The 18,631-nt window shown below is 69.0% G+C and carries 12 protein-coding genes; 3 read left to right on the top strand and 9 right to left on the bottom strand.

What is annotated here, in order from left to right:
• Window positions 1–400 precede the first annotated feature (400 nt).
• The 3 genes from ACFC09_RS30825 to ACFC09_RS30815 all read right to left on the bottom strand — a co-directional run bounded on the left by ACFC09_RS30825 (window position 401) and on the right by ACFC09_RS30815 (window position 2,703).
• On the bottom strand, window positions 401–1,306 hold the full coding sequence (locus ACFC09_RS30825; RefSeq protein WP_376533643.1) for an ADP-ribosylglycohydrolase family protein: 906 nt from the start codon (window positions 1,304–1,306) through the stop codon (window positions 401–403).
• Window positions 1,307–1,318: 12 nt separating this feature from the next.
• The gene (locus ACFC09_RS30820; protein WP_376533625.1) at window positions 1,319–1,978 is read right to left on the bottom strand and encodes a histidine phosphatase family protein; all 660 of its coding nucleotides are present in this window, start codon (window positions 1,976–1,978) and stop codon (window positions 1,319–1,321) included.
• A gap of 119 nt (window positions 1,979–2,097) precedes the next feature.
• A complete protein-coding gene (locus tag ACFC09_RS30815; RefSeq protein WP_376533624.1) occupies window positions 2,098–2,703 on the bottom strand; it encodes a YdbC family protein in 606 nt (201 codons plus the stop codon).
• 151 nt (window positions 2,704–2,854) lie between these two features.
• Here ACFC09_RS30815 and ACFC09_RS30810 point away from each other — a divergent pair, with 151 nt between their 5' ends.
• Window positions 2,855–3,403: a TerD family protein gene (locus tag ACFC09_RS30810; protein ID WP_376533623.1), complete on the top strand. Its 549-nt coding sequence runs from the start codon at window positions 2,855–2,857 to the stop codon at window positions 3,401–3,403.
• Window positions 3,404–3,561: 158 nt separating this feature from the next.
• Here the strand turns inward: ACFC09_RS30810 and ACFC09_RS30805 are convergent, their stop codons facing one another.
• Together ACFC09_RS30805 and nrdR are read right to left on the bottom strand one after the other, a co-directional pair.
• On the bottom strand, window positions 3,562–6,447 hold the full coding sequence (locus ACFC09_RS30805; protein ID WP_376533622.1) for a vitamin B12-dependent ribonucleotide reductase: 2,886 nt from the start codon (window positions 6,445–6,447) through the stop codon (window positions 3,562–3,564).
• Window positions 6,448–6,610: 163 nt separating this feature from the next.
• A complete protein-coding gene (gene nrdR, locus ACFC09_RS30800; RefSeq protein WP_376533621.1) occupies window positions 6,611–7,162 on the bottom strand; it encodes a transcriptional regulator NrdR in 552 nt (183 codons plus the stop codon).
• 505 nt (window positions 7,163–7,667) lie between these two features.
• On the opposite strand from nrdR, the gene lexA reads away from it, so the two are divergent.
• The gene (gene lexA, locus ACFC09_RS30795) at window positions 7,668–8,447 is read left to right on the top strand and encodes a transcriptional repressor LexA (RefSeq protein WP_376533620.1); all 780 of its coding nucleotides are present in this window, start codon (window positions 7,668–7,670) and stop codon (window positions 8,445–8,447) included.
• 218 nt (window positions 8,448–8,665) lie between these two features.
• On the opposite strand, the gene ACFC09_RS30790 is transcribed toward lexA, so the two are convergent.
• The 3 genes from ACFC09_RS30790 to ACFC09_RS30780 all read right to left on the bottom strand — a co-directional run bounded on the left by ACFC09_RS30790 (window position 8,666) and on the right by ACFC09_RS30780 (window position 14,149).
• Window positions 8,666–10,642: an ATP-dependent DNA helicase gene (locus ACFC09_RS30790; protein WP_376533619.1), complete on the bottom strand. Its 1,977-nt coding sequence runs from the start codon at window positions 10,640–10,642 to the stop codon at window positions 8,666–8,668.
• Between the two features lie 347 nt (window positions 10,643–10,989).
• Window positions 10,990–11,964, bottom strand: a complete 975-nt coding sequence (locus tag ACFC09_RS30785) for a GNAT family N-acetyltransferase (protein ID WP_376533618.1) — start codon at window positions 11,962–11,964, stop codon at window positions 10,990–10,992.
• A 70-nt stretch (window positions 11,965–12,034) separates the two neighbouring features.
• Window positions 12,035–14,149, bottom strand: a complete 2,115-nt coding sequence (locus tag ACFC09_RS30780; RefSeq protein WP_376533617.1) for an IucA/IucC family protein — start codon at window positions 14,147–14,149, stop codon at window positions 12,035–12,037.
• A gap of 1,427 nt (window positions 14,150–15,576) precedes the next feature.
• On the opposite strand from ACFC09_RS30780, the gene ACFC09_RS30775 reads away from it, so the two are divergent.
• Window positions 15,577–16,800, top strand: a complete 1,224-nt coding sequence (locus ACFC09_RS30775; RefSeq protein WP_376533616.1) for a trypsin-like serine peptidase — start codon at window positions 15,577–15,579, stop codon at window positions 16,798–16,800.
• Between the two features lie 278 nt (window positions 16,801–17,078).
• On the opposite strand, the gene hflX is transcribed toward ACFC09_RS30775, so the two are convergent.
• A complete protein-coding gene (gene hflX / locus ACFC09_RS30770; RefSeq protein ID WP_376533615.1) occupies window positions 17,079–18,578 on the bottom strand; it encodes a GTPase HflX in 1,500 nt (499 codons plus the stop codon).
• Between the last annotated feature and the right edge of the window lie 53 nt (window positions 18,579–18,631).

Raw genomic sequence — 18,631 nt, 5'->3', positions numbered from 1 at the left:
GGCGGCCCACAGGATCGCGGATGGCCGGACCAAGCCCGGGGGACGGACGGCGAGGGCGACGGTTCGGCCGTCCGCACCGTGGTCGTGCGGAAGGAAAACGAGATCGGCATCACCGGCCGAACGAGCATCACCGGCAGAACCAGTACTCCTGGCAAGATCAGCACCACTGGCAGAAACAGCATCCACGGCAAGCCCAGCAGCACCGGCGGAACCGGCGTCAGCAGGGCGAACGCCATCACCAACACCCCGCCGTTCACCATTTCCAAGCCCCCCTCGCCGTTGACTGAACCCCGCGTCCGCGCAGCCCACACGTCACGCAGTCGATGTCGGGACAACGCGCCACGATCACGCAGAGTTCCCGCAAGTTACGCAGAGTTCCAGTCGACGCGGCGCCCGGTCGTCAGCCGGCAGCCACGGCCCAGCCCGGAAGCGACTCCGCACGCTTCAGCCACTCGGCGGGCGGTCTCCCGGCCCCGCCGGCCGCCAGCACACCGCCCACGATGGCGCAGGTGGTGTCCACATCACCGCCGACCTGGGCAGTCGTCCAGAACGCCGCCTCGTAGTCGCCGAGCGCCCGGGCCGCCGACCAGAGGGCGAAGGGCACGGTGTCATGAGCGGACGTGCGCCGCCCGCACCCCAGGACGGCGGCGACGGCATCCGCGTCGACTTGGTCCAGCATGTCCCGGGCGCGTCGCAGACCCTCGGCCACGGCGCTCTCCGGCACCAGTGCCACGACCCCGTCGAGAAGCGCCTCAGCGCTGGGCGGGCCGTCCGGCGCGGCGACCAGCGCCGCGGCCGCGGCGACGGCCATCGCCCCGGCGGCGGCTTCCCGGTGCCGGTGTGTCGTGTACGCCGAGATCTCCGCCTGCCGGGCAGCCTGCTCCGGATCGTCCGCGTACCACGCGCCGAGGGGCGCGATACGCATCGCGGCACCATTGCCCCAGGACCCCTGCCCGTCGAAAAGCCCGGCGGCCAGTTCACGCCAGTCGTGGCCCTCGCGGACGAGGCGCAGCAGTCGGTTGACCGCCGGACCGTAACCACGGTCGAAGTCGTGGTGCGCGGCGAAGGAATGGGCGAGCACGTCCTGGTCGATATGGCGGTGAGCCGCGAGGACGGCGACCACGGAGCAGGCCATCTCCGTGTCGTCGGTCCACTGCCAGGGGCCGGGAGGCAACTCGCGGCGGCTCAGCAGCGGGTGGTTCGCCGGGACGAAGAACTGGGAGCCGAGCGCGTCCCCCACCGCGAGGCCGCGCAGACTGGCCAGGGCACGCTCCAGACGCCCCTGGGAAGAGGGATCAGCGGTCACCACCGGGCCACTCTAATCGGTGAGCCAGTTCGGCAGCGGATCCCGCCAGCGCTCGAAGGGCCGGTCGAGCGTGTACCTGCCGTCGTCCCCGAGAACGAGCATGCGCATCTCCCCGTTGTCGGGGTTCGACAGTGATTCGAATTCCGCGACCGTCCAGTGGAACCAGCGCATGCAGAACAGCCGCATCGCCAGGCCGTGGGTCACCAGGAGCACGTTGGGCGGGTGATCGGGGGCTTCGAAGCTGCGGAACAGGCTCTCCAGGAAGCCCCCGACCCGGTCGTAGACGTCGGCACCCGACTCGCCCTGCGGGAAACGGAAGAAGAAGTGCCCGTACGCGTCGCGGTAGGTCTTCTGGAGCCGGACGTCGTCGCAGTCCTGCCAGTTCCCCCAGTCCTGCTCGCGCAGGCGCGGTTCCTCACGCACCCGTATCAGCTCGGGGTCGAGGTGGAAGGCGCGGAGCGTCTCATGGGTACGCCGGTACGGCGAGACGTACACGCTCACCCGCTCCCGGCCGAACACTTCGCGGAGCCGCTTGCCCGTCTCCTCTGCCTGCCGCCAGCCACGCTCGGTGAGAGCGAGGGCGTGGTCGGGTTCCCGCTCGTAGACGGAGTCATCGACATTGCCCGTCGACTCGCCGTGCCGGACAAGGACGATGCGCCGTGGTCGTGCCATGCCAAAACCCTAGATCGGGTGACGTCCGGCCGAGCACTCATACGCGCTCCATACGGCGTAGGTCACACGAATCCTGCACCGCAGGCCACTCAGGGCCACGCGCCGCACGCGCTCGGTCGTCAAACCGTCCAGGTCGGCTCCAGTTCCACGATGTCACCCGTGAGCGCCGAGATGTCCGCTTCGGTCTGGGCGCGAAGCGCCAGCCGTTCCACTCGCTCGGTGCGGTACTTGCCGTGCTCGGCAGCCGAGCGCCACATCGACAGGATCAGGAACTCGTGCTCAGGTGCCTCGGCGAACATGCCGCGGATCATGCCGGGCGAGCCGGCCATGGCGGGGTTCCAGACCTTCTCCTGCATCAGCGTGAAGTTCTCCACTCGTGCCTCGTGGACGCGGCAGTGGGCGAAACGGATCAGGTCGGAGTCCGCGAATCGCGGTTCGAAGCCGGTCTTCACGTCGAAGCGGTACTCGAAGAGCTTGACCTGGCTTTCCTTGAACGTCCCCACCTGGGCCGCCGACAGCCGGTCGTGCGAGCGGGCCATGAAGGAGTCGTAGAAAGCGCGGCTCTCCCAGAAGGCGAAAATGTGCGCCACACCGGGCCGCTGCCGACTCCAGCCACCGCCCTGTCCACGAAATCCCGGCTCCCCCAGAAGCCCCGCCCATTTTCGCTGCCCCCGCTCGAACCCGCGGCGGTCCACCACGGTGCAGCGAATCCACTTGACCAGCACCGCGCCATCGTAAGGCCATGGGGCGTGACGCCGGTCATGCTCCGCCGGAGATCACCCGCGCACAGGTCCGTGGAGCGTGGCACGATGGACAACGAACCTTGGCTACCGGGGAGTTGGCAAGTTCCCAGAGGGGGACGGAAGGGGAATCCTGGTGAACGGCCTGAGCAAGGGCATCCGCAAGGTCGAGATCGCGCTGCGGTGGGATCCGAGCCCTGTAGGACAGCCACCCGCCGATCTCGACCTCATCGCGGCCACGTACGAAAGGGACGATCCCTACGGCACGCCGGCCTATCTGGTGCATTTCGACAGCCGCTCGCCCGACGGGACGATCTCCCTCAATCGGGACAGTGCGGACGGTAAGGGCTTCGGCTCGGACGAGGTCATGACGCTCGAACTCAACCGGCTCGACGGCCGGTACGCGCGCGTGGTGGTCGGTGTCGTCATCCAGCAGCGGCCTGTGGACCGGAGGTTCGTGAATGTCCTGAATCCGGCGGTGCGCATCCAGGAGGGCTACACCGTCCTGGCCGAGGACGACTTCGCATCCGTCCTCGGGGCGACAGCGGCGACCTTCGCGGAGTTCGTGCGTGACGAGTCCGGCGGCTGGGACTTCCGTCCCGGTGTGCACGGCTTCGAGGACGATCCCGCCGTCTTCTCCAGGGTCATGGGCCTACGCGGCGGACCCGGCGGTCAGCCCGGCTAGAACGGCAGCCCGGGGAGGACGGCAGCCCGTAGAACGTCGTCCCGGCCGAGCGGCTGAGGTCGACGCGGTCATGGCTGGAGAGTACGAGGCCGCCGACCGCCGCACGAGCGAAAAGGGGGGCGCCGACCACAGGCCGGCGCCCCCCCCTTCTCACGGGATCAGCTGCAACCGCTGGTCGAGCCGCAGCCCTCGCAGATGTAGCAGGAACCGGCTCGCTGCATCTTCGTGCCGCAGGAGAAGCACAGCGGTGCGTCGGCCTGGATGCCGAGTTGCATCTCCACCAGCTCGGCGCTGGTGTGCGCCTGCTTCGGGGCGGGCTTGACCACGGCGGTGTCGGCCTGCGGGGTGGACACGGCCTTCAGGTCGGTCTGGCGCGGCGCGGACTGGGCCAGGCCCTCCACGTCGACTTCGTCCTCGGTCGGCTCGTAGGAACCGGTCTCCAGGTGGCGCTGGCGCTCCTCGGCGGAGTGGATGCCGAGCGCGGAGCGCGTCTCGAAGGGCAGGAAGTCCAGGGCCAGACGGCGGAAGATGTAGTCGACGATCGACTGCGCCATCCGCACGTCCGGGTCGTCGGTCATGCCGGCCGGTTCGAAGCGCATGTTGGTGAACTTGGAGACGTACGTCTCCAGGGGCACGCCGTACTGGAGGCCGACGGAGACGGCGATGGAGAAGGCGTCCATCATGCCCGCGAGGGTCGAGCCCTGCTTGGACATCTTCAGGAAGACCTCGCCGAGACCGTCGTCCGGGTAGGAATTGGCCGTCATGTAGCCCTCGGCGCCGCCGACGGTGAACGACGTGGTGATGCCGGGACGTCCCTTCGGGAGGCGCTTGCGAACCGGACGGTACTCGACGACCTTCTCGACCTTGGGGGCCGCCTCGGCCTTGACCTCGGTCTTCTTCTCGTCGTCCTTCTTCTTGGCGGAGAGCGGCTGCCCGACCTTGCAGTTGTCGCGGTAGATCGCGAGGGCCTTCACGCCCATCTTCCACGCCTCGAAGTAGATCTCCTCGACCTCCTCGACGGTCGCCGTCTCCGGCATGTTGACCGTCTTGGACAGGGCGCCGGAGATCCACGGCTGGATCGCGGCCATCATGCGGACGTGGCCCATCGGGGAGATCGCCCGCTCGCCCATGGCGCAGTCGAACACCTCGTAGTGCTCGTGCTTGAGGCCGGGGGCGTCGAGCACGTTGCCGTGCTCGGCGATGTGGGCGACGATCGCCTCGATCTGCTCCTCCTGGTAGCCCAGGCGGCGCAGGGCCTGCGGGACGGTGCCGTTGACGATCTGCATCGAGCCGCCGCCGACCAGCTTCTTGAACTTGACCAGGGCGAGGTCCGGCTCCAGGCCGGTGGTGTCGCAGGACATCGCGAGGCCGATGGTGCCGGTCGGCGCGATGACGGAAGCCTGGGCGTTGCGGAAGCCGTTCTTCTCGCCGAGGCGCACCACGTCCTGCCATGCCTCCGTGGCGGCGGCCCAGACCGGCGTGTCCAGGTCGTCCATGCGGACGGCCGTGCCGTTGGCGTCGGCGTGCTGCTTCATGACGCGCTTGTGGGCGTCGGCGTTGCGGGCGTAGCCGTCGTACGGGCCGACGACCGCGGCGAGTTCGGCGGAGCGGCGGTAGGACGTGCCGGTCATCAGGGAGGTGATGGCACCGGCGAGGGCACGGCCGCCGTCGGAGTCGTAGGCGTGGCCGGTGGCCATCAGCAGGGCGCCCAGGTTGGCGTAGCCGATGCCGAGCTGGCGGAACGCGCGCGTGTTCTCGCCGATCTTCTGGGTCGGGAAGTCGGCGAAGCAGATGGAGATGTCCATCGCGGTGATGACGAGTTCGACGACCTTCGCGAAGCGCTCGACCTCGAACGACTGGTTGCCCTTGCCGTCGTCCTTCAGGAACTTCATCAGGTTCAGCGAGGCGAGGTTGCAGGACGTGTTGTCCAGGTGCATGTACTCGCTGCAGGGATTCGAGCCGTTGATCCGGCCGGACTCCGGGCAGGTGTGCCAGCGGTTGATGGTGTCGTCGTACTGGATGCCGGGGTCGGCGCAGGCCCAGGCGGCCTCGGCCATCTTGCGGAACAGGTCCCTGGCCTCGACCTCCTCGATGACCTCGCCGGTCATCCGCGCGCGGAGGCCGAACTTTCCACCCTGCTCGACGGCCTTCATGAACTCGTCGTTCACGCGGACCGAGTTGTTGGCGTTCTGGTACTGGACGGACGTGATGTCCTCGCCGCCCAGGTCCATGTCGAAGCCCGCGTCGCGCAGGGCGCGGATCTTCTCCTCCTCCTTCACCTTGGTCTCGATGAAGTCCTCGATGTCGGGGTGGTCGACGTCAAGGATGACCATCTTGGCGGCCCTGCGGGTGGCTCCGCCGGACTTGATCGTTCCTGCGGAGGCGTCGGCACCCCGCATGAAGGAGACCGGACCGGAGGCATTGCCGCCGGAGGAGAGCAGTTCCTTGGAGGAGCGGATGCGGGAGAGGTTCAGGCCGGCACCGGAGCCGCCCTTGAAGATCATCCCCTCTTCCTTGTACCAGTCGAGGATCGACTCCATGGAGTCGTCGACGGACAGGATGAAGCAGGCGGAGACCTGCTGGGGCTGGGGTGTGCCCACGTTGAACCAGACGGGGCTGTTGAAGCTGAAGATCTGGTGCAGGAGGGCGTACGCCAGCTCGTGCTCGAAGATCTCGGCGTCGGCGGGCGAGGCGAAGTACTTGTAGTCCTCACCGGCCTTCCGGTACGTCTTCACGATGCGGTCGATCAGCTGCTTGAGGCTGGTCTCGCGCTGCGGGGTGCCCACGGCACCACGGAAGTACTTGCTGGTGACGATGTTGACCGCGTTCACCGACCAGAAGTCGGGGAACTCGACGCCACGCTGCTCGAAATTGACCGAGCCGTCGCGCCAGTTGGTCATGACGACGTCACGGCGCGCCCACTCGACCTCGTCGTACGGGTGCACGCCGGGAGTGGTGTGGATGCGCTCGATACGCAGCCCCTTGGTGGCCTTGGCGCCCTTGGCTCGGGAACCTCGTGCCGGACCGCTCGCCGTCTCTGTCATGCCGCCTCCCTGTACGGGCTAAAACGCCCTGAAGTGCCCCGATGTTCCCGTGGCACGGTGTTCTGTCATGTGTTGCGAGCACCTATGCGCTGCCGCCCGCAACAAGTCTTCGATCGCCGCCGTCGGGCCGGATCCCGGACCGCTGGTCCGTTCCGGCGCGCCCTCAGTCGGCGGCGTGGGCGGGCACCGGGGCCTCGGTGGCCCCTCCGCGCCCGCGCTCTTCTTTCCGGCCCCGCGATCCCGCGTCTTCGTCGTCCGCGGCAGGGCCTTGCCTCACTTCCCTCAGCTCGGCGATCGCCGCCTCGAAGTCCTCAAGCGAGTCGAACGCCCGGTAGACGGACGCGAACCGCAGAAAGGCGACGAGGTCCAGTTCCTGCAGGGGGCCGAGTATGGCCAGCCCCACGTCGTGCGTGGTCAGCTCGGCGCTTCCGGTGGCCCGCACCGCCTCCTCGACCCGTTGGCCGAGCTGGGCGAGCGCGTCCTCCGTGACAGGCCGCCCCTGGCATGCCTTGCGCACGCCGTTGATGACCTTGGTACGACTGAAGGGCTCGGTGACTCCCGACCGCTTGACCACCATGAGCGAACACGTCTCCACGGTCGTGAAGCGACGGGAGCAGTCCGGGCATTGCCGGCGCCTGCGGATCGACGTGCCGTCGTCGGTCGTACGACTGTCCACGACACGGCTGTCGGGGTGCCTGCAGAAGGGGCAGTGCATGATCTCCAACCCTCCTCACAGCAGACTCAATGGCCTCGACAGACCACCCGGGTCCCTCGAAGCAGCCACCAGCATAGGCGATCTCTCGGACATCGAAGACCCGGGGGACCACAACTTGTGGGCAGCTGTAGCAATCCAACCACTAGATGTGGTGCCTGGCTCAATACTTCGGCACGCGCGCGTGTCGCGCGGGCACCCCGCGGGGAATACGGAGATACCGTGGATGCCGCACGGAGGACACGTAGGACTCCGGCGCAGATGAGGACCGGCTCCCGGCCGACGGGCCGCCGGATGGCAGACTGACTGCACAACCCACGAGGTCGGCACCTCGGCGGTGAAGAGTACAACAATGAGCCTCTTTATCCGCTAGGTACCGCGTCAGCCATACACCCAGACATGTGATCACGCGAGACGAACCGCGTTTTTTCACTCGAACGTGTGTTTGGCGCAACCTTTCGAAAGCAACTACCGTTGTGCAGCAGGGAGACCATCGAGAGGGGCCGACGTGACCACGACCGCAGACAGTGCCGCCATCACTGCCCAGGACCGCCCCCAGGGCCGAATTGAGCCGGTGCATGCCATGAACGATGCCGCGAGTCCCGAAGCGCACAAGCGCTCCATGCCCGGCCGACCTCCAGGCATCCGGGCGGACAGTTCGGGGCTCACCGATCGGCAGCGCCGAGTCATCGAGGTCATCAGGGACTCCGTGCAGCGGCGTGGTTACCCACCGTCGATGCGGGAGATCGGCCAGGCAGTGGGCCTGTCCAGCACCTCCTCGGTCGCGCACCAGCTGATGGCGCTGGAGCGCAAGGGATTCCTGCGTCGTGACCCGCACCGCCCGCGCGCGTACGAGGTCCGCGGCTCCGACCAGACCGTGACCGTGCAGCCCACGGACACCGCAGGCAAGCCCGCCGCTTCCTACGTGCCCCTGGTCGGCCGTATCGCCGCCGGTGGCCCGATCCTGGCCGAGGAGTCGGTCGAGGACGTCTTCCCCCTCCCCCGCCAGTTGGTGGGGGACGGCGAACTGTTCGTCCTGAAGGTCGTCGGCGATTCCATGATCGAGGCCGCGATCTGCGACGGCGACTGGGTCGCGGTCCGTCGCCAGCCGGTCGCCGAGAACGGCGACATCGTCGCCGCGATGCTCGACGGCGAGGCCACCGTCAAGCGCTTCAAGCGCGAGGACGGCCATGTCTGGCTCCTCCCGCACAACTCGGCGTACGAGCCGATCCCCGGCGACGACGCGACCATCCTGGGCAAGGTCGTCGCCGTCCTGCGCCGCGTCTGACGGCCGGACGGACGAGCCGCCGGTTCGTCCCCTGACCGGGCCCCGGAACCCCTGCGCCGGTTCCGGGGCCCTGCCTGTATGTGCGGACAACGGCCGCCGTCGTATCTCACGACCGCCGTCGTACCTACGGAAGCCAGCCGCCTCTGTGGAAGCCGGCCGCCGTCGGCTCAGCGTGATCGACCGGCCTGTCCCCGCTCAGGGACGGGCCGATCCCGTGATCACTGTGCTTCCGCCTGCTGCGCGACGGCGTCGATGGCGGCGAGGGACTTACGTACCTGGTTACGGTCCGTGGTGTACCAGAAGTCGGGCAGTGACGCCTTGAGGTAACCGCCGTACCGTGCCGTCGCCAGCCGCTGGTCCAGTACGGCGACCACACCCCGGTCGCCGGACGCCCGGACGAGCCGGCCCGCGCCCTGCGCCATCAGCAGTGCCGCGTGAGTGGCGGCGACGGCCATGAAGCCGTTGCCGCCCGCGTCCTCCACCGCCTTCTGCCGGGCGCTCATCAGCGGATCGTCAGGGCGCGGGAAGGGAATCTTGTCCATCACGACCAGTTGGCAGCTGGTTCCCGGGACGTCGACGCCCTGCCACAGCGACAGCGTGCCGAACAAGCAGGTCTTGGGATCGGCGGCGAAATTCTTGATCAGCTCGCCGAGGGTCTCCTCGCCCTGGAGCAGGATCGGGAACTCAGGGATACGCGACCGCAGTTCCTCGGCGGCGAGCTGTGCGGCCCGCATGGAGGAGAAGAGGCCGAGAGCGCGACCGCCCGCCGCCTGGATGAGTTCGGCCAGTTCGTCGAGCATGTCGGCGCGGTCGCCGTCCCTGGCCGGTCGGGACAGGTGTTTGGCCACGTACAGGATGCCCTGTTTGCGGTAGTCGAAGGGCGAGCCGACGTCGATGCCCTTCCACCGGGGGAGATCCTCTCCCTCCGTGCCCTCCGGGGCGAGGCCGAGGGAGGCTCCGATCCCGTTGAAATCGCCGCCCAGCTGGAGCGTCGCCGACGCGAGGACAACGGAACGGTCCGCGAAGAGCTTCTCCCTGAGGAGCCCGGAGACGGACATGGGGGCGACTCGGAGGGAAGCGCCGAACCGGTCGTGGCGTTCGTACCAGACGACGTCCCACTCGGAGCCGTTCACCACGCGCTCCGCGACGTCGTGCACCGTCTCCACCGATGCCAGGGCCTGTTTACGGACGGCGTCCTCGTCCTGCACCGACTTGTCCCGGGTCGCGCCGATCCCGGAGATGACCGTGCGAGCGGCGTCCCTCAGGGCCATCAGGGCGTAGGCGAGGTCCTCCGGGATCTCCTCCAAGCGGCCGGGCAGGGCCAGTTCCATCAGCCGCTCGAAGCCCTCGGCCGCGGTCTGGAGCTGGTCCGCGGCCTTCTCGTTGACCAGCTTCGCGGCGCGGCGCACCGCCCGGTTGACCTGGCCTGGAGTCAGCTCACCGGTCGCGACGCCGGTGACACGTGAAACGAGTTCGTGCGCCTCGTCCACGATCAGCACCTCGTGCTGGGGAAGCACCGGGGCGCGCTCGATGGCGTCGATCGCGAGCAGGGCGTGGTTGGTGACGACGACCTCGGCGAGTTTGGCCCGCTCTCGGGCCATCTCGGCGAAGCACTCCGCGCCGTACGCACACTTCGAGGCGCCCAGACACTCCCGTGAGGAGACCGACACCTGCGCCCAGGCGCGGTCGGACACACCCGGGGTCAGATCGTCCCGGTCCCCCGTCTCGGTCTCGTCCGCCCAGTCCCGCAGCCGGAGCAGGTCCTGGCCCAGCTTGCTGGTCGGTGCCGCCGCCTCGAACTGATCGAAGAGCCCTTCCTCCTCGTCCTGCGGCACACCCTCGTGAAGACGGTGCAGACACAGATAGTTCGATCGCCCCTTGAGCATCGCGAACTCCGGGCGCCGACGCAGCAGCGGGTGCAGCGCCTCGACCGTTCGGGGGAGATCACGCTCCACCAACTGGCGCTGCAGGGCCAGCGTGGCGGTCGCGACGACCACGCGCTCCCCGTGGGCGAGCGCGGGCACCAGGTAACCCAGGGACTTACCGGTGCCGGTGCCGGCCTGGACCAGCAGATGGGATCCGTCGTCGATCGCTTCGGCGACCGATTCGGCCATGGTCACCTGACCGGGGCGCTCCGTGCCGCCGACGGCCTCGACAGCGGCACGGAGGAGTTCGGGGAGTGAGGGCTTCGTCATAGCCCGACCACCCTACGGCCCGGCACCGACAAACGCGCGATCAAGACGGGGCAGAGGGGCGGCCCGGTGAACGGCGGCGTTCGGCCGACGCCGGACCGAGGGCCAAGCAGTGGGCCGGGCGGCCTCGGCAGGTGTCGGGGAAGGTCTGGGCGGATCATGGCGGGGCTCCTCGGCGGATACGGGACGAGACGGCGGCGCCGGGTCGGAGGCGGGAAGCCACGGATTCGGAAACCGCGGGAGACCGCAGCGGACCGGCAGTCCGGCTCCCCGTCGAAATTGACAGTGCGAGAACGGGAACCGGATCGACGCGAGATTCGTACTACATGTGAACGCGTCGTCACTCGGCGCTACAGCACATCGCGCAGTGACCGGTCGCGCATCATCAGAGCGGCCCGCTTGGCGGGCAGTTCGACCTCGGCGGTGAATCGGAAGCCTGCGCTCAGGAAGGCGGCGATGGACGGAGTGTTGCGAAGGTCAGGCTCGGCCACGACTCGTGCGCAAGTCGGCCGTCGGCTCATAACCAGGTCGGCCACGGCTCTGAGCAGCGTGGATCCAAGACCCCGGCCCCGGTCGGCGACACCGCCGACCAGGAGGTGGATTCCGGTGTCGTGCGGACGGGCCGGATAGTGGCGGGCCAGTGGGTCCAGGTCGGCCCGATAGATCTCCCAGTAGCTCATCGGAGTGTCGTCCAGCACGCCGAGACACGGAACGCTGCGGCCGTCACCTGCGAGGTGCGCACGCAGGTGGGCCTCGGTCCGCTCCGGTGAACCGGCCAGTTCCCAGAACGCCGCGACCGCCGGGTCGTTCATCCACCGGCTGATGAGCAGAAGGTCGTGGTCGAGGCAGACGGGGACCAGTTGGAACCGGCCCGCGGACGTCGTGGTCGCGCCCCAGGCCGCGACATGGTCGAGCAGGTCGTCGCCCGCAATGGAGACCGTGGTGGCGCCCGCCGCGGAGAACGACCGAGTGGCCGCCCCAAAGCCCGGGTCGCCGGCCTCGCCCGCGAAGGACGAGACCGCGAAGGACGAGACGGTGTCCGGCGGCGGGCAGGTCGGTCCGGAGCCCAACTCCCATGGGCGCCGGCCGACATCCGCCGCCGGGCCCGCCGAGGCCCCCGCCGAAGACGGCCCTTGTACACCGGTCGTGGCGATCGGACCCGCGGCCCTCCCGCCTTCGTCGTCGTCCGGCTCCCCTGCGAAGAAAGCGACGAGTTCGTCGGGGAGGCGCAGGTCCAGCGTGTCCTCGCTGTTCCCTCCGGAGTCGGAGGAGCCCGGGTGAGCGGGGATCGAGTCGGCATCGGTGCTCGCGTCGGCGGGAGGCACGGCGCGCTCCTCTCGGGGGCCGAGGTGAATCGCATTCCTCGGAGGGTGGTGGAAGTGGGTGTTGTTCGGTTCAGGAGTGAAGGGGGTTGGCGATGGTGACGTAGACGGACTGGGTGTCCACCGGCCCGACGAGTTCGTCGAGGCCGTGCAGCCGGGTCAGCAGGTTGGCCTTGCAGCGCAGGACCGGAGAGTCGAGCAGGCGGGCGGGCAGTGAGGTCCGCAGCGGTGCGGGCCCCACGGCGGTGTCGGCGAGGAAGCGACGGAACGCGGCCAGCAGCAGGCGCTCGTCGGCAAGTTGCTGTGAACCGAAAGCGCCGATCAGGCCGAACACGTTGTTGATGACGAGGTAGTAGACGAAACGTTCGTCGGTGATCTCGTCGGAGACGAACGTGTCGCTGTGCTCGCCGATGCCTGGCAGTCGGGCGTCGAGTTCGGCTCGTCGGGACTCGCGGAAGTAGTAGCCCTGGTTGTCGCGGTAGCGGCCACCAGCGGGCCAGCCGTCGCCGTCCAGCAGGAGCAACGTGTTCTGCTGGTGTGCCTCCAGGGCGATCCCCGTCTCGCTGTCCAGCCACAGCACGGGACGCACGATCTGCTCCAGGTAGCGCAGGAACCATTCCACGGCCACCGCTCCACGGGGGCGGCCGGTCCGCTCGGCGATCCGCGTGACGACGTCGGCCAGGCGTGACCCGTGCGGTCGTGTTCCCGGGGACACGGGGTGCGGGCCTGCGTCGGGGCGCGTCATGGGCCGGGGCGCGACGAGTCCGGCAATGCAGCAGACGTCGTCGGCCGGTGCGAAGGGGTTGTGCCGGATCACCACGTCGAGGCCCTGGACGGGCAGGCCGGCCGGGTCGTCGACGGCCAGCCACGCAGGGTCACGGACGATGTCGAAGCCCGGATGCGCGGCCTTCCACCGCTGGGACAGGCCGGAACGCAACAAGCGGTGTACCTCGACACCGCGGTGGAGTTCCTTACGAAGGTTCTCCCGACGGGAATTGGTGATCCGGAGGCCCAGCGAGAGTTTGAGCATCGCGGGAGCGCCGGAGTGGTGAACGGTACGTACGGAGGAGGTGGGATTCCAGAGGGAGCCGAAGGGACCGAGTTCCCGGAGCAGCCCAGCGTCGAGGAGGGCGACGATGTCCTCCCGGTGCCGGATCTCCCGCGACTGCCAGGGGTGCAGGGGCAGAGCTGCGTACCCGTCGGGCAGGGGCAGCCCCGGACCGGCGAGCCGTGTCACGAGGTGCTGCGCGCGAAGGGGACGTCCGCGTTCGGTCCAGGCCGAATCGGTGACGAGCAAGGGAGGTGCTACTGCCAGCCAGTGCAGAGGGAAGGAGCCGCGCAATTCCGGTGAGTACGGGCGGGCTTCGGCTTCGGACAGACCTTCGCGACTCTTCGGGGTGGGGTGCAGCGGGTGCCCGAGCAGGAGCGCCTGTTCAGCGCTGAGGAACCGGTCATGGCCGTCGGCGGGGTGGGCACGGCGGTCGCTGATGAAGGCGGCGGTACGGCGGACCGAATCGGCCACCCGTGCTACCAGGTCTCCGGAGTCGCTGATCACCGCGGTGTCCGGGGTGACGGGGTTGGTGCCGGTGCCACCGGCCGTCTCCCGGGCGATCAGGGCGGCGAGCGTCGCGGCGTCCACGGGTGGGGCGCTCTCGGGAGCATCGGCCAGGTGGGGGAGGCCGAAGCGGTGCCAGCCGGTCGGGGACCAGTAGCGAACCAGTGCTGTCAGGGCAGTGCCGCTCGTCGGCAGCGGGATACGGAGCGTGTGGGTGCCCACGTCGGGAGCAGTGAGGTTCGTCTCGCGGACCCAGCAGCGGAGCAGGTTCTCCACGGCGGCGCTCTGGGCGGCCGTATGGGGGTCGGGATGCTCCAGTAGGTCGTCGGATGCGCGGTGTGGGCGTTGCGCGTCCGGGGTCCGTGGTCGCTGCTCGGGTACCCGCTCGGCTGTCGGCGACAACGAGGGCTGAGTCTTCCGGGAGGTGGTGTCACGGGCGTGGGAACGGCCGCAGGGGGTGGAGTTGGCGTTCAAGACTGTTCCTTGGGAGCGCGCGGAGCAGGTGATCGATGGCCTCCGAGGTCGCTCGGCCTCGTACGGCGAAGAGTCGGGGCGGTGACGCGATGGTGGGGGAGGCGGTTCAAGAGGGAGCGAACGTGGTGATTCCTTGAAGGGGCGAAGGGACGGTGGCATGGGGAGTACGTGACTCAAGAGGCTCACGGGTAAGAGGCTCACGGGAAGGTGCCGGGGCGGGGGACGTCATGGGCGGTTGCGGCCATCCCACGTGTGCCATCCGGCCTGTCTCTTCCGTCCGGCACGCGGCTCCTGTCCGGCGTGTGTCTCCCGTCCGGCACGCGGCTCCTGTCCGGCGTGTGTCTCCCGTCCGGCCCGTAGCTGCCGACCGGGGGATGGGGTCAGTGCGGAGGGTGCGGTGCCGGAGAGTCTGGTGCGGCCTGTGCCGGAAAGGCCGGTACGGCTTGCGGCGAAAGGGCCGCCCGGACGGATGGTGCGGATACGGCTTGCGCCGGGACGGATGGTGCGGCCTCTATCGGATCCGACGGTGCGACCTGCATCGGACCCGACGGTGAGACCTGCGGCGAAACCGATGGTGTGGCCTGCGGGGTGCCAGGGGCAGGTGTTGGACTCGGTGGCGTTGTCCGGCACAGCCATCACCATGTTGGTCAGTCGGTCGGCCATCGTGACCGGCTGTCTGTCGGCGTTGGTCGGCGGAGGCGATTGCCGCTCGATGCCGGCATGACAACCGCCGAGTTCGGCAGGCCGGTCACGGCGCCGGCGTGGCGTCACGGGATGGGGCCGCCATCCTCCCGACCACCTGCCGCTCACCGCGCCGGACACCCCACCCGGCTGCCCCGTCCGGTCCTGCCCCCGGCCAGGCCCTACTTCCCTCGAACCCCCTTTGCTCGAACCCGTTCCCCTCGAACCCGTTCCCCTCGAACCCGTTCCCCTCGAACCCGTTCCCCTCGAACCAGGTCCCCTCACCCGATCCGCTGTCGTGCTCGCCGGATCGGGGTCGGCCCGCCGACACCCCTGGCCCACATCCGCTTCCCTCGGCCGTGCCGCCCCCACGCTTACGCCCACGTCCGCTGCCCGTCCCGAGCGGCTGTTGCCCTTCACACAGTTCGTGCGGCTGCCTTCCGTACGGGCGGTGGGCAGTCCGGGCGCCGGCATCGGAGCGTCGGGGTGGTGGTGGCTGCGGGTGCGGGTCGTCGAATCGCGGGGCGGTCGGCGTTTCGGGGTGCCGTCGTGCGCGGCGTGCGCTCCTCCGGACGTCTCTCCGGACACCGAATCGCTTGCCGAATCGGTCGCAGCCACAGCTCCGAGTCCTCCCGCTGTCCAGAGGCGAGTTGATCCACGGGACCGGGCATGGGCAGCAGGCCCCTCGCCGCTACAACCTCGGACCGCCCACCTGGTTACGGTTTGCTTCAAGATCCTTGCCGTGACGTAGTTGTTGCTGTTCCGTCGGAAGCCGCCCACAGCGAGCGCATAGTGTGTGGTGCCGTGCGCGGGGAGCCGCGACAGCGGCATGAACTGCCCTGGAGCTTCAACCGACTTCGCAGCCGCGGCGCCGAGTTTCCTTACCACCAGGGGGAGTCAAGACCATGCGATCGATACGGCCGTCCTTCACCGCTCGCCGTGGGAGGGGTACACGCCCCGCAATCTCCCCAGTGCTGGCGGCCGTCGCCCTCGCCTCGGCGTTGGTTCTCACCGCCACCTCGTGCAGCGCCGGTGGCAGCGACAGCGCAGGCGGAGGGCCGAGTGCCTCCGCGGCCGGCGGGGACGGCAAGATCACGATCCCCGACGACATCAAGGACAAGCTCAAAGAGCACGGGATCGACCTCGACCAGTGGAAGAACGGCGCCTGGAAGAACTGGGACAAGGACGACTGGCTGCGCGAGGCCAACGAGTTCATCAATCCGATCATCAAGGGCCTGTGGGACCCGGACCGGATGCGGGGCGCCGACGACCCGGACCGGGGTGTCGACGACAATGACCTCTCCGGTGACCAGGGTGTGACCGACCCGACGCCGGCGCCGGTCAAGGCGCAGGCGGTGCAGCCGCCGTATCGCGCCAACGCCGCCACAGCGGGCAAGGTGTTCTTCGACTCCCCCGAGGGCACGATGGTCTGCTCGGCGACAGTGGTGGAGGACCCTGCGCATCCCGGCAAGTCCAACCTGGTGTGGACCGCGGGACACTGCGTGCATGCCGGCAAGAAGGGCGGCTGGTACCGCAACATCGCGTTCGTGCCGTCGTACAACGACCAGGGCATGACGAACGAGGAGGTGCAGAGCGCCACCAAGGATCAGATCGCTCCGTACGGCGTCTGGTGGGGTGACTGGGTGCAGACCTCGCAGCAGTGGATCGAGCAGGGCGGGCAGACGGGCGGGGAGGGCGCCGCGTACGACTTCGCGGTGATCCATGTGACGCCCGAGCAGGGTGGCAGTGGCAAGTCGCTGGAGGAGACGGTCGGTTCTGCGCTTCCGGTGGACTTCGCCGCCCCGGCGGTGCCGAGGGTACAGAGCGTCACGGCGACCGGTTATCCGGCGGCGGCGCCGTTCGACGGCCAGTCGCTGTATCAGTGCCAGGACAGGCCGGGTCGGCTGTCGATCAGCAAGTCGGACCCGACGATGTACCGCATCGGCTGCACCATGACCGGCGGATCATCCGGTGGTGGCTGGGTGGAGACCGGTTCCGACGGCGAGCCGGTGCTGGTGTCCAACACGTCCATCGGACCGGAGAGTTCAGGGTGGCTGGCGGGGCCTCGGCTGGGTGGTGTGGCCAAGGACGTGTACAGCGCGGTCAGCGGGAAATTCGCCGAGCGGTAGCGGCTGGCCGGCGCGACCCGGGGTGTGAGGCGTTCGCGGGTCCGCGGGGGAATCTTCACACCCCGGGCCGCACCGCCTGACCGTCCGGCACCTCGCTACCTGGCTACGTCGCTGGTTGCGTCGCCTCCTCATCGCCCAGCCGTATTTCAGCGCGGCAAGGGGTAGCGGAGGCAGGTTGAGCAGGGAGTGGCTGCGGCAGGCCGGAGGCGAAGGCCCGCTCCCACGAAAAGAAGCTTCCGTGGGAGCGGGCCTTCGTCCTCCGGCTGTGTCGCGGTGGCTCAGGCGAGCGGCGCGGGGACGTACGGCGCGAGGTCGGCCGCCAGTTCCTCGTGCACCCGTGCCTTGAGCAGTGTGCCCTCCGCGGTGTGCTCCTCGGAGATCACCTCACCCTCGGCGTGGGTACGGGCGACCAGCTTGCCGTGCGTGTAGGGCACCAGGGCCTCGATCTCGACCGACGGCCTGGGCAGCTCGTCGTCGATGAGCGCAAGCAGTTCGTCGATGCCCCGGCCGGTTCGGGCCGAGACCGCGATGGACCGCTTCTCGACACGCAGCAGCCGCTGGAGCACCAGTGGGTCGGCCGCGTCCGCCTTGTTGATCACGACGATCTCGGGCACATCGGTGGCGCCGACGTCCCTGATCACCTCGCGCACGGCCGCCAGCTGCTCCTCCGGGGTCGGGTGCGAGCCGTCCACCACGTGCACGATCAGATCGGAGTCTCCGACCTCCTCCATGGTGGAGCGGAACGCCTCGACCAGGTGGTGCGGCAGGTGCCGGACGAAGCCGACGGTGTCGGCGAGCGTGTACACCCGGCCGCTCGGGGTCTCGGCCCGGCGGACGGTCGGGTCCAGGGTCGCGAACAGGGCGTTCTCGACCAGGACGCCCGCGCCGGTGAGGCGGTTGAGCAGGGACGACTTGCCGGCGTTGGTGTAGCCCGCGATGGCGACGGACGGCACCTTGTGGCGCCTGCGCTCCTGGCGCTTGATCTCACGGCCGGTCTTCATCTCCGCGATCTCCCGGCGCATCTTCGCCATCTTCTCGCGGATCCGTCGCCGGTCCGTCTCGATCTTGGTCTCACCGGGGCCACGGGTGGCGAGGCCGCCGCCCTTGCCGCCGCCCATCTGGCGGGACAGCGACTGGCCCCAGCCGCGGAGCCTGGGCAGCATGTACTGCATCTGCGCGAGCGCGACCTGCGCCTTGCCCTCCCGGGACTTGGCGTGCTGGGCGAAGATGTCCAGGATCAGGGCCGTACGGTCGATGACCTTGACCTTGACGACGTCTTCCAGGTGGATCAGCTGGCCCGGGCTCAGTTCACCGTCGCAGATGACGGTGTCCGCGCCCGTTTCGAGGACGATGTCGCGCAGTTCCTCGGCCTTGCCGGAGCCGATGTAGGTGGCCGGGTCCGCCTTGTCGCGGCGCTGGACGACGCCGTCGAGCACCAGTGCGCCGGCGGTCTCCGCGAGGGCGGCCAGCTCCGCGAGTGAGTTGTCGGCGTCCTGCACGGTGCCGGAGGTCCACACCCCGACGAGCACGACCCGCTCCAGGCGGAGCTGCCGGTACTCGACCTCGGTGACGTCCTCCAGCTCGGTGGAGAGACCCACCACGCGGCGCAGGGCCGCGCGCTCGGAGCGGTCGAACTGGTCGCCGTCCCGTTCTCCGTCGAGTTCGTGGCTCCAGGCGACGTCCTCTTCCATCAGGGCATCGGCCCGAAGACCTTCGGGGTGGTCGTGCGCGAGGCGCTTGCGCCTGGTGTCCTGGGAAGCGGAAGAAGAGGAGGTCATTGGGTCCTTACGTCGCAGTGGATTCCGTTACGGCGGCCGTTTGGTACAACGCA

The sequence above is a fragment of the Streptomyces sp. NPDC056161 genome (assembly GCF_042268025.1).
GTDB lineage: Bacteria > Actinomycetota > Actinomycetes > Streptomycetales > Streptomycetaceae > Streptomyces.
The sequence above is the reverse complement of the archived record's forward strand: the minus strand, read 5'-3'. Positions and strand labels throughout refer to the sequence as shown.